Annotated in this window: 13 protein-coding genes; 11 read left to right on the top strand and 2 right to left on the bottom strand. The window is 67.5% G+C overall.

The window, feature by feature from the left end; translation table 11 throughout:
• Positions 1-113 precede the first annotated feature (113 nt).
• Positions 114-323 (top strand): helix-turn-helix domain-containing protein, encoded by a 210-nt coding sequence (locus GUY61_RS00600; protein ID WP_208105384.1) that lies wholly within the window; start codon positions 114-116, stop codon positions 321-323.
• Positions 324-406: 83 nt separating this feature from the next.
• Positions 407-1,606, top strand: coding sequence for a transposase (locus GUY61_RS00605; protein WP_166628027.1), 1,200 nt, complete (start codon positions 407-409; stop codon positions 1,604-1,606).
• Between the two features lie 128 nt (positions 1,607-1,734).
• Here the strand turns inward: GUY61_RS00605 and GUY61_RS00610 are convergent, their stop codons facing one another.
• Together GUY61_RS00610 and GUY61_RS00615 are read right to left on the bottom strand one after the other, a co-directional pair.
• On the bottom strand, positions 1,735-1,965 hold the full coding sequence (locus GUY61_RS00610) for an enoyl-CoA hydratase/isomerase family protein (RefSeq protein ID WP_166628028.1): 231 nt from the start codon (positions 1,963-1,965) through the stop codon (positions 1,735-1,737).
• Positions 1,966-2,016: 51 nt separating this feature from the next.
• Entirely contained in the window at positions 2,017-3,555 is a 1,539-nt protein-coding gene (locus GUY61_RS00615; protein WP_166628029.1) for an AMP-binding protein, read from the bottom strand.
• A 330-nt stretch (positions 3,556-3,885) separates the two neighbouring features.
• Between GUY61_RS00615 and GUY61_RS00620 the strand changes: the two genes are divergently transcribed.
• The 9 genes from GUY61_RS00620 (at position 3,886) to GUY61_RS00660 (ending at position 11,210) form a co-directional block, all read left to right on the top strand.
• Positions 3,886-4,353 (top strand): enoyl-CoA hydratase/isomerase family protein, encoded by a 468-nt coding sequence (locus tag GUY61_RS00620; protein WP_166628030.1) that lies wholly within the window; start codon positions 3,886-3,888, stop codon positions 4,351-4,353.
• Positions 4,350-5,174 carry an alpha/beta fold hydrolase gene (locus GUY61_RS00625; RefSeq protein WP_166628031.1) on the top strand — a complete coding sequence of 275 codons (825 nt, stop codon included), beginning with the start codon at positions 4,350-4,352 and terminating at the stop codon, positions 5,172-5,174. Before GUY61_RS00620 ends, GUY61_RS00625 begins: the two co-directional genes overlap by 4 nt.
• A 330-nt stretch (positions 5,175-5,504) precedes the next feature.
• Positions 5,505-6,890, top strand: coding sequence for an aromatic ring-hydroxylating dioxygenase subunit alpha (locus GUY61_RS00630; protein ID WP_166628032.1), 1,386 nt, complete (start codon positions 5,505-5,507; stop codon positions 6,888-6,890).
• 37 nt (positions 6,891-6,927) lie between these two features.
• Positions 6,928-7,497, top strand: a complete 570-nt coding sequence (locus GUY61_RS00635; RefSeq protein ID WP_279576737.1) for an aromatic-ring-hydroxylating dioxygenase subunit beta — start codon at positions 6,928-6,930, stop codon at positions 7,495-7,497.
• 12 nt (positions 7,498-7,509) lie between these two features.
• A complete protein-coding gene (locus GUY61_RS00640) occupies positions 7,510-7,836 on the top strand; it encodes a bifunctional 3-phenylpropionate/cinnamic acid dioxygenase ferredoxin subunit (protein ID WP_166628033.1) in 327 nt (108 codons plus the stop codon).
• A complete protein-coding gene (locus GUY61_RS00645; protein ID WP_166628034.1) occupies positions 7,833-9,095 on the top strand; it encodes an NAD(P)/FAD-dependent oxidoreductase in 1,263 nt (420 codons plus the stop codon). The genes GUY61_RS00640 and GUY61_RS00645 overlap by 4 nt, the downstream gene beginning before the upstream one ends.
• On the top strand, positions 9,092-9,934 hold the full coding sequence (gene bphB, locus GUY61_RS00650; protein WP_166628035.1) for a cis-2,3-dihydrobiphenyl-2,3-diol dehydrogenase: 843 nt from the start codon (positions 9,092-9,094) through the stop codon (positions 9,932-9,934). The genes GUY61_RS00645 and bphB overlap by 4 nt, the downstream gene beginning before the upstream one ends.
• On the top strand, positions 9,931-10,806 hold the full coding sequence (bphC, locus tag GUY61_RS00655; protein ID WP_166628036.1) for a biphenyl-2,3-diol 1,2-dioxygenase: 876 nt from the start codon (positions 9,931-9,933) through the stop codon (positions 10,804-10,806). The genes bphB and bphC overlap by 4 nt, the downstream gene beginning before the upstream one ends.
• A gap of 56 nt (positions 10,807-10,862) precedes the next feature.
• On the top strand, positions 10,863-11,210 hold the full coding sequence (locus tag GUY61_RS00660) for a transposase (RefSeq protein ID WP_166628037.1): 348 nt from the start codon (positions 10,863-10,865) through the stop codon (positions 11,208-11,210).
• Positions 11,211-11,301 lie beyond the last annotated feature (91 nt).

The raw sequence follows: 11,301 nt of genomic DNA on the forward strand, positions 1-11,301 counted from the left end.
CCCTTGGCATCCAGCGCCACGAAGCCTCGCGCCGCCACGCGATAGTCTGACCCCAGGCCACAAGTGGTGCCCGGGGGACGCGTGGAAGGACGGTGCACGTGGACGCTCGGACAATGCGCGCCGACGCGGTCACCAGTGTCGGGAGGATCCTTGAGGCCGCACGTCGGGTCTTTGCGACAGGCGCGGGGGCAGGCCCGCTCACCAGGATCGCCCAGGAGGCCGGCGTGGGCATCGCCACGCTCTACCGGCATTTCCCGAACCGGCAGTCCCTCTCGACTTTCGTCGTTCTGACCAACTGTCAGGTAGGTAGCTCGCACGGGTGACCTGTGGCCATCGGCCCGGCCGGGAGGCAGACGCCAAGGAAGCATCGGCGGTGCTTATGTCGCCTGCTGTGAGGGACCCGCCGATGCTTCCGGATCCGACCGTACCCGCATCTCTGCTCGCTGTGCTGGGCGCTTTGCGCGGCAGTTTCACCTCGCCGACCTTCTCCACGTTCGCCGCGCTGGTCACTGGGTTGATCGCGAACACCGGTCGGGGCACGGTCACCGGGATACTGCTGGGCGCGAACTTGACGCGTCACTGGTCCCATGACCGGGCCCACTCCTTCTTCGCCCGCGCCCGCTGGGAGCCGCAGACGCTGGGCGCGTCGCTGTCCCACCTTGTGGTGCGCTCTGTGGTACCCGACGGCACCCCGCTGACGGTGGCGGTGGACGACACGCTGTTCAAACGGCGTGGGAAGAAGGTCTTCGGCGCCGCCTGGCAGCACGACGGCTCCGCCGCCGGCCGCGACGGGATCGGCTACGGCACCTGCTTCGTCGTCCTCGGCCTGATCGTGGACCTGCCGTGCCTGCCCCGTCCGGTGTGCCTGCCGGAGGCCGCCCGGCTGCACCGCCCGAAAGGCGAGCAGACCAAGGTCGAACTGGCCGCTTCCATGATCCGATTCCTGGCCGCCTGCCACTGGAGCCGACGTATCGATGTGGTCGCGGATGCCGCCTACCACGGCAAGGCGCTGCGTGACCTGCCCGTATCTGTCACCTTCACCACCCGACTGCCGTCCCACGCGGTGCTCTACCGCCATGCCCCACCGCCGACCGGACGGCGCGGTAGGCCCCGCCTGAAAGGCGACAGGCTCGGCACTCCGGCCGAGCTGGCCGCCACGCTGGCGTTCACCCCGCAGGCCGTGACCCGCTATGGCCGCACCGAGACCGTGTTCACCGCCGAGACCACCTGCCTGTGGTACGGCTCCTTCCACACCCAAACGGTGAAGGTGTTGCTGCTCCGCGAGGATGCCATCGACACCGGCTACGACCTGGCGTTGATCTCCACCGACCTGACCGCGTCGGCCGGGCAACTGGTGACCCGGTATGCCGCGCGATGGTCGATCGAGGTGACCTTCGGCGAAGCCCGCAGCATCCTCGGCGTCGGCCAGGCCCACCACCGGACCCGGCGCGCGGTCCAGCGAGGGGTTCCGTTCGGCCTGTACTGCTACACAATCACCGTGGTCTGGTACGCGCTGCACGGCCACCACCCCCAGGACGCGGCCGAGCACCGGGCACGGGCCCCGTGGTACCTCACCAAGACGCACCCTGATGGCGCTCCGACATGACCGCCAAGCTCCGCCGAACGATCATCGCGGCCCGATTTATGCCCATCGACGCCGGTCAGCCCACAGATACCGAAATCCGCGCCGTGCAAGAGGCATGGGCCGCAGCCAGCACAAACCTGGCATGACGATCAATCAGAACGTCGAAAGTCGAGATCACCGTACAGACCCCAAAATCGGGCGTCGGCGCCGAGCAACGCGACGACCTGCGTATCCGCGCTGATGTCGCGGACAAGGGCGCGCAGATCCCGCGCGGTCGCGAGGTCGATGGCGTTGGCGGACGCCGGACGGTTCAAGGTGATCGTCGTGATGCCGTCGGCGTGATGGCGGACGACGCGGTCCATCTCCGTCTCGGTGTACATACCTTCTCCTGATGATCCGGCGCGGTCGGGCGACTGATGCTTTCTGCTGGCTCAGTTCACGGCGCGTGCGAAGCCCTGCCAATACGGCTCGCGCAGCAGGAACTTCTGGATCTTGCCGGTCGCCGTGACGGGAATCGATTCACGGAACTCGACAGAGGTCGGTGCCTTGTACCCGGCGAGCCGCTCCTTGCAGTGCGCAATGATCTCGGCCTCGGTGACGCTGGCGCCCTCCGCGAGCACGACGAGAGCCTTGACGGTCTCGCCCCATCGCGAGTCCGGCACCCCGATCACCGCGACCTGCGCTACCGACTGGTGCCCGAAGATGCAGTCCTCCACCTCGATCGAGGAGACGTTCTCGCCTCCTGTGACGATCACGTCCTTCTTCCGGTCGGTGATCGTCAGATGGCCTTCGGAGTCCAGCGTGCCGCCGTCACCGGTGTGGAACCAGCCGTCGCGCAGGGCCGACTCGGTGGCTTGGGGGTCGTTCCAGTACCCCTGCATGACGACGTTGGAGCGTGCCAGCACCTCCCCGGAGTCGGAGATGCGGATCCGCGCTCCGAGGGCCGGCAGTCCGGCACGCGACAGCCGGCCGGCGCGCTCGTCGGCGCTGAGCACGTCGTCGACAGGAAGAGATCGGTTGAACGTCAGCAGGGGAGAGGTCTCGGTGAGTCCGTAGATCTGGTACATCTCCCACCCGAGCTCGTCGCCGAGTCGGGCGATGAGCCTACTCGGCGGCGGTGCGCCGGCGCAGATGAGGCGCACGCGATCGCGCCCCGGGATCTCACCGTCCCACGTCTGCGCCGCATCCACCACGGCGTTCCACACGGCCGGAGCGCCGCACATCAGCGTCACGCCGTGCGCCTCGACCCGCCGCAGGATCTCGGCACCGTCGACCTTGCGCAGCACGACCTGTGTCGCTCCGAGGCCAGCCATCCCGAACGGCATGCCCCAGCCGTTGCAGTGAAACATCGGCAGCGTGTGCAGATAGACGTCACGCTCCCAAGCGCGAGTGTGGAGGGCCAGCGTGGTGGCGTTGATCCACAGGTTCCGGTGGGTGATCTGCACGCCCTTCGGGCGGGACGTCGTTCCGGACGTGTAGTTGATGGTTGCGGTCGCTTCCTCCGACGGGTTCGCCCACGCGATCGGTTCGGTGTCGAACCGCATCAGTCCGGTCTCGGTCTCTTCACCGAGGACGAAGCGGTGCGGCACCACGATCCCGGACAGGGCCGAATCGAGCTCGGGGTCCACGAGCAGCACCGACGCGCCGCAATGGTCGACGATGTAGCCGATCTCGGCCGGCGAGAGGCGGAAGTTGATCGGGACGCAGATCCGTCCGCTGGCCGGTACGGCGTACAGCAGCTCGAGGAGGCGAGCCGAGTTCTGGCTGACGACGGCCACCCGCTCGCCAACCGCGATGCCGAACGCGTCGAACCCTGCCTGCCAGGCGCGCACCCTGTCGGCGAGCTGGGCGTAGGTCAGCGATCCCACGGAGATCGCTGGCTGCTCCGGTTCGTCGACGATGGCGAGGGAGTTGGCGAACCCCGTCACGCCTCGCTCCAGGAAGTCCGCGACCGTCAACGGAACGTGCATGGGTAACCTCCGCAATCTGCCCGTCGTGCCACACGGCACGCCAAGCGGCACAGTATTGAGCCGGAAACCTCGCGGACTTCCGTAATTCACCCGGATGTTTCGACCGACATCGGCCCGTCTACTGAGACCGAAGCCACACCGCGCCAGATCCGCGCGGGCCGGTCGAACGAAGGAGATGGGCGATGACGGTGCCGCGGGACGCTGGGTCATCGCGGTGGCGCGGTGGGTCCAGCAAGCCGCGGGATGACGGCGTGGTCGTCACCTGCGTCGACCGGGTGCTGCGAGTGAGCCTCAACCGGGTCCTGGCGCTGAACGCCATACGACGCCGCGATGGCGCGCCGCCTGAACTTCGTCTGGTGCAGTGTGCGCGACGACCCCGAGGTCGACGCGATCGTGCTCAGCGGTGCGGGAGCCGAAGCCTTCTCCGTCGGCTTCGACCGCGCCGACCGTCCGTCCGTCCCGGTCACGCCGCGCGAGTGCGGCGTCGACAAGCGTCTGGTCGTCGCGGTGAATGGGGTCGCCTGCCGGGAGGCGTTGCAGCTGGTCGAACAAGCGGACGTCGTCGTTGCCTCCGCCCACGCCCGGTTCCTGGCAGCTGCACCTGACCTGGTCGGCCCGCGGCTGACTACCCGTGGTTCGACCGGCACTGCGCCTGCACCCATCACCGCCGAGCACGCCCTCAGGTCGGGCCTGGCTGACGACGTCGTACCGCTCGCCTCGCTGCACCGACGCGCGGCGGAACTGGCCACATCCCTTGACCACCCACACACTCAGCACCGGAGAAGGAACCTCACATGACCGTGACCTCGACGACCGAAAGCCGCAGGATCAAGGCGGGTGGCGTTGACACCACCTACTTCGACTCAGGCGTGGGCGAGCCCGTCATCCTCATCCACGGATCGGGTCCGGGAGCGTCCGCTTGGGCCAACTGGCGGAAGATGATCGGACCGCTCTCGGAGAACTTCCGCGTCATCGCCCTCGACCTCGTCGGGTGGGGCACGACCGAGCGCCCCGACGACGTCTGGTACTCGCTCGAGACGTGGACCGACCAAGTGCTCGGCCTGATGGACGCGCTCGAGGTCGACGAGGCCTCGTTCGTCGGGAACTCCCTCGGCGGCCGGATCGCCCTGGAGCTGGCGAGTCGTCACCCGGAGCGGGTGCAGCGCATGGTCCTGATGGGCTCGCCGGGTCTGGGGATGGTCCCGACCGAGGCGCTGAAGGCGCTTCGCTCCTACGAGCCGTCGTATGACGCGATGGAGGATCTCCTCGTCAACGTCTTCGTGTGCGATCCGGTCATCATCACGCCTGACCTCGTCCTGGACCGGTACGAGGCGAGCATCGCCCCCGGCGCTCACGAGGCCTACCGCTCCATGTTCTTCGACGAGAAGCACGCCGGGAACGATCTCGGCATCACGCCCGAGGTCGTCAGCGCGATCGAGACGCCGACCCTCGTCGTCCACGGGCGGGAGGACCGCGTCGTTCCCCTCCAGGTGGGGATCAACATGGCCCAGGCGCTGCGCAACGCGGACATGCACGTCTTCGGCAATTGCGGTCACTGGACCCAGCTCGAGCGGGCCGACGACTTCAACGCGGTCGTCGAGCAGTTCCTCAGCAGCTGACCGCAGCCAGGAGCAGTGGTGGGCCCGCGACAACGGCGCTCCCGGGCCGGCCGGCGCACGTGGGGCGGCGTACGGCGTCGTCTCGATGCCCGTGTCCCGGCGGGCCTCTGTGGCGCCGCGACAAGGCCGCAGAACGCCTTGGAATGCGGCGTCGGACAGCGCGCGTCGCGCTGCCCTTGCCCTGTGCTCACCGCGCTACCTGACCTGGAACAACTTCCGTACTTTCCCCGAATGTATGGGGCCACCGGCTCCACCGCCCTTGGGCGATAGAGCGTGAATCGCCGTCACAACCCGCACCGATGCGGACCACGCGAGAGAGAGGCAGTTCTGATGACCGATCAGTTGTCTGAGCCCACAACTGGCGCCAAGAAGCCGCCGCGTTGGGCAGACGCCGACATCCTGGCGCTGTTCGACGAGGACAACGGCAGGATCGACCCGCGGATCTACACCGACGACGCGCTGTACCAGCAGGAGCTCGAGCTGATCTTCGGCCGCACCTGGCTGCTCATGGGCCACGAGACCCAGATCCCCAAGCCGGGCGACTTCATGACCCAGTACATGGGCGAGGACCCGGTGATCGTGTCGCGTCAGCGTGACGGCTCGATCCGGGTCTTCCTCAACCAGTGCCGCCACCGCGGCATGCGGATCTGCCGGGCGGACTCGGGCAACGCGAAGTCCTTCACGTGCAGCTACCACGGCTGGGCCTACGACACCGCGGGCAACCTGGTGAGCGTTCCGATGCAGAAGGAGGCCTTCCCGAACCTCAAGAAGGAGGAGTGGGGTCCGCTGCAGGCGCGCGTGGAGACCTACAAGGGACTGATCTTCGCGAACTGGGACGCCGATGCGCCCGACCTCGACACCTACCTGGGCGAGGCGAAGTTCTACATGGACCACATGCTGGACCGCACCGAGGCGGGCACGGTCGCGCTCCCGGGGATCCAGAAGTGGGTCATCCCCTGCAACTGGAAGTTCGCCGCGGAGCAGTTCTGCTCCGACATGTACCACGCGGGCACCACGTCGCACCTGTCCGGGATCCTGGCCGGCCTGCCGGAGGGCGTCGACGTCACGCAGCTCCAGCCGCCGATGAACGGCGTCCAGTACCGGGCGCCGTGGGGTGGTCACGGCAGTGGCTTCTACATCAACGACCCGGGACTTCTCCTGGCGATCATGGGTCCGAAGATCCTCGAGTACTGCACGACAGGCCCGATGGCCGAGAAGGCAGCCGAGCGCCTCAATAGCGAGGTGCGCGGCACCCAGATCTGCGCCCAGCACATGACGGTCTTCCCGACCTGTTCGTTCCTGCCGGGCATCAACACCATCCGGTCCTGGCACCCGCGCGGCCCGCACGAGATCGAGGTCTGGGCGTTCACGGTCGTCGACGCCGATGCCCCCGAGGACATCAAGGAGGAGTACCGCCTCCAGACGCTCCGCACGTTCTCTGCCGGTGGCGTCTTCGAGCAGGACGACGGTGAGAACTGGGTCGAGATCCAGTCGGTACTGCGTGGGCACAAGGCCCGGAGCCGTGCGTTCAACGCCGAGATGGGCCTGGGTGCGACGCACTCCAACGACCCGGACTGGCCCGGAACCACCTCCCACGTCTACAGCGAGGAGGCTGCTCGCGGTTTCTACGCCCAGTGGCGCCGGATGATGACGTCCCCCGACTGGGCGGCGCTCAACGCGACCCGTCCGGCTCCGGCGATCCCGACGTCGGTCTGAGCCCGACTCCCTCTTGAATTCGCGGAAGGGAATTCCGATGACGATCAACATGGAAGCGCCTGCGAACGCTCTTGTGAGCATGAAGCCCGGGCCGGTCGATCCCGTCCTGCAGCACGAGGTCGAGCAGTTCTACTACTGGGAGGCCAAGCTTCTCAACGACCGGCGCTTCGTGGACTGGTTCAAGCTGCTGGCGCAGGACGTCCGGTACCTCATGCCGATCCGTTCGACTCGGATGATGCGCGAGGCGAGCCTGGAGTGGGGCGCCGTGGGCGACTACGCCCACTTCGACGACAACCACGAGATGATGGCCGGGCGGATCAGGAAGATCACCTCCGACGTGAGCTGGTCGGAGAACCCGGCCTCGCGCACCCGCCACGCGATCACGAACGTCATGATCCTTGACGGTGATCGGACCGACGAGCTCGAGGTCTCGAGTGTCTTCGTGGTGTACCGGAGTCGACTCGAGCGCCAGGTGGACATCTTCACTGGCGAGCGTCGTGACGTCCTGCGGCGGACCGATATCGATGCTGGCTTCGAGATTGCGTCGCGGACGATCCTGATCGACCAGAGCACGATCCTGTCGAACAACCTCAGCTTCTTCTTCTAGGGGGTAGTTCAGATGGGTTTGACGCGGATCTGTGCAGCTGCGGATGTTCCTCCGGGCGAAATGCTCCGGTTCGACAGCGACGAAGGGCCACTCCTTCTCAGCAATGTCGACGGCGAGTACTTCGTCACGCAGGACACCTGTACTCATGATGACTGGTCGCTCTCCGAGGGATACCTGGAGGACGGCATCGTCGAGTGCACCCTGCACTGGGCGCGGTTTTGTGTCCGTACAGGAGCGGTCAAGGCGTTGCCGGCATCCACGCCGCTGCGCACGTACGTCGTCATGGTCGAGGACGGCGACGTCATGGTGGACCTCGAATGCGAGGCCGCGTCGGCATGACGAACGCGATCGCCGTGGTGGGCAACGGCGTGGCCGGGGTCGCGGCCGTCCAGACCCTGCGCGCTGAGGGCTACGACGGGCGGTTGTTCCTCATCGGAGATGAGGAACAACCGCCCTACGACCGAACCGCGTTGTCGAAGGCCGTGCTGGCCGGAGAACTGTCTGAACCCCCGGTGCTGTTGCCCGCAGATCGATTCGAGCTGCTCGACGTCGAAAGCGTCGCTGGCCGTGCGGTCACGCGGGTCGACACCCCTGCCCGGCTGCTGCACTTCGCCGACGGTGGAACCCTCGCCGCGGACCGGGTCCTGCTCGCGACCGGCGCTCGCGCAAGGGTTCCGCAGATTCCGGGGTTCGCGTTGCCGGGTGTGGGCACCTTGCGCAAGGCCGACGACGTACAGGCCCTGCGTGAGGGCTGGCAGCCCGGTGCCCACGTGGTGGTCGTCGGTGGTGGCCTGATCGGTTGTGAGGTCGCGACCACGGCCCGCAAGCTCGGGCTCGAGGTCACGATCCTGGAGGCCGCCGACGAGCTGCTCATCCGGGTGCTCGGCCGGAGGATCGGATCCTGGTGTCGTGAGCAGCTCGAGCAACTCGGGGTGGACGTACGCCTGAACACGGCAGTCGCGGAGTTCGTCGGCCGTGAACGCCTGGCCGCGGTGGTCAGCAACGACGGTACCCGGCTGGAAGCCGAGTCCGCACTGGTCTGCGTGGGAGCCGAGCCGGAGACGACGCTTGCCGAGTCAATGGGTGTGAGCTGCGACAGGGGCATCGTCGTCGATGAGTCCGGCCGCACGTCCAGCCCGGGGGTCTTCGCTGCGGGGGACGCCGCGTCGTGGCCCCTACGGGCCGGTGGTCGTCGCTCGCTCGAGACGTACCTCAACAGCCAGAAGCAGGCCGCGGCCGCGGCGGCAGCAATGCTGGATCGCTCCGTTCCGGCCCCGCAGGTCCCGCTTTCATGGACCGAGATCGCCGGGCACCGCCTCCAGATGATCGGTGACTTCGAAAAACCTGGTGAGCTCGTCTCGCGCGGTCGGATCGGAGATGACCCCGCGATCTTCTTCAGGGTGGTGGAGGGCGAGGCGATCGCGGCCGTGGCCGTCGATTCACCCCGCGACTTCGCCACGGCTACAAGGTTGGTCGAATCTCGGGCCGTCGTGTCTCCGGACGCGCTCGGCGAGAGCACGATCCCCCTCCGCGAGCTGCTCAAGGTGCAGCCCGCGGGCCTCCGCGAGATGAAAGAAATGGAGAAACCAACCAAGTGAGACTGAATGGTGAGGTAGCGCTCGTCACTGGCGGCGCTGCCGGCATGGGCCGCGCGATCGTCGATCGGTTCGTCGCCGAGGGAGCCAGGGTCGCCGTACTGGACCGCTCCGCGGCCGGACTCGACGCCCTCCGTGAGGCGCACGGCGACTCGATCGTCGGCGTCGAGGGGGATGTGCGGGAGCTCGAGAGCCACAAGGAAGCCGTCGCCCAGTGCGTCGAGACCTTCGGGAAGCTCGACACCCTGGTGGGCAACGCCGGCGTCTGGGACTACTCGACCGCGCTCGTCGACATCCCCGAGGACCGGATCGTCGAAGCGTTCGACGAGATGTTCTCGATCAACGTGAAGGGCTACCTGCTCGGCGTCAAGGCCGGCCTCGAGGCCCTGTACGCCAGCAAGGGCAATGTCATCTTCACGGTGTCCAACGCCGGCTTCTACACGGCGGGAGGCGGCGCGCTGTACACGGGTGCCAAGCACGCCGTGGTCGGCATGATCAAGCAGCTGGCCTATGAGCTCGGGCCGCACATCCGGGTCAACGGCATCGCCCCTGGCGGTATCGGCGGCAGCGACCTGCGCGGGCTCAGGACGCTCGGCCTGGCCGACACCTCCATCTCGACCGTTCCCCTCGGCGAGATGCTCACGGACATCCTCCCCACCGGGCGGATGGCCACGGCCGAGGAGTACACCGGCGCCTACGTCTTCTTCGCGACTCGCGCCGAGATCCAGCCGCTCACCGGCAGCGTCCTGAACTACGACGGCGGGATGGGAGTCCGCGGCTTCACCGAGGCCAACCGCGGTGACCTTCTCGATCAGCACTTCAAGATGGGAGCAACGGCATGAGCGTTCAGCGACTGGGCTACTTCGGTATCGAGGCCTCCGACGTCGACGCGTGGCGCAGCTACGCCACCACCCGCCTGGGTGCGATGGAGGCCAGCGCCTCTGCCGGAACCGCTCGGTTCCGGCTGGACTCGCGTGCGTGGCGCTTCCAGGTCGCTCCGGGGACCTCCGACGACATCGCCTTCGCCGGATACGAGGTCGACACCGAGAACGAGCTGCTGGCGATCAAGCAGCGGCTGAAGGACTTCGGCGTCAAGGTGACGACTGAGAGCGCGGAGCTCGCCGCCGAGCGCGGCGTCCTGGGTCTCATCTCGTGCACCGACCCGACCGACACACGCGTCGAGATCTACTACGGCGGCACGGAGCTGTTCGAGAAGCCGTTCGCCTCACCGACCGGTGTCTCCGGCTTCCGCACGGAGGACCAGGGCATGGGGCACTACGTCCTCGCGGTGCCGGATGTGGGCGAGGCGCTCGACTTCTACATCCAGGGTCTCGGATTCCACCTGTCGGACATCATCGACTGGCAGGTCAACCCCGAGGTGGCGGCGCGCGTGTACTTCCTGCACTGCAACGGCCGTCACCACACGCTCGCCCTGGCGAGCCTGCCCGGCGGCAAGAAGCTGCACCACTTCATGCTCGAGACGATCAGCCTGGACGACGTCGGCCTCGCCTACGACCGGTGCGTGGAGGACGAGGCCGTGGTCATGACCCTCGGCCGCCACACCAACGACCACATGGTGTCGTTCTACGGCGGAACGCCCTCGGGATTCGCGGTCGAGTTCGGCTGGGGCGCTCGTGTGGTCCAGCCGGGTTGGTCCGTGGTGCGCTACGACAGCATCAGCACGTGGGGGCACAAGTTCGTCGCCCGACCCTGAACGCACCTGCCGTCACCGCCGGGCCTGCTGGACACACGGGGGCCTCCCCCTGAGTGGTGGACACGCTGATACTGGATCTGCTTGATCCGGAGGAAGCGAGAACACCGCCGATGGCGATGAAGGACTACTCGGACGAGTTCAAGGCCGATACCGTGGCCCTGTACGAGTCCACGCCCGGGGCGACCTACAAGAGTATCGCCGCTGACCTGGGCATCAACAGGGAGACGCTGCGTGAGTGGGTGCTGCGGGACCGGGAACGTCGCGGCGTCGCCCCGGCGGCCGCTCGGTCAGGCAGGGCAGCGCCGGCCCGGGCAGGACAGCTGGCACCGTCCGCCGACCCGGACGAACGGATCCGGCAGCTGGAGGCCCGGGTGGCCGAGTACTACAGCCTCAGATCTTCGTGATGTGATCGGCTGTGGTCGGGTGATGCTCGCCAGGGGCGGAGGCGGGCGGGCAGGGGGTCGCCGCGCCGGGTGTAGTGGCTGACGGTTGCCC

This window comes from Streptomyces sp. GC420, assembly GCF_009916105.1.
GTDB lineage: Bacteria > Actinomycetota > Actinomycetes > Streptomycetales > Streptomycetaceae > Streptomyces.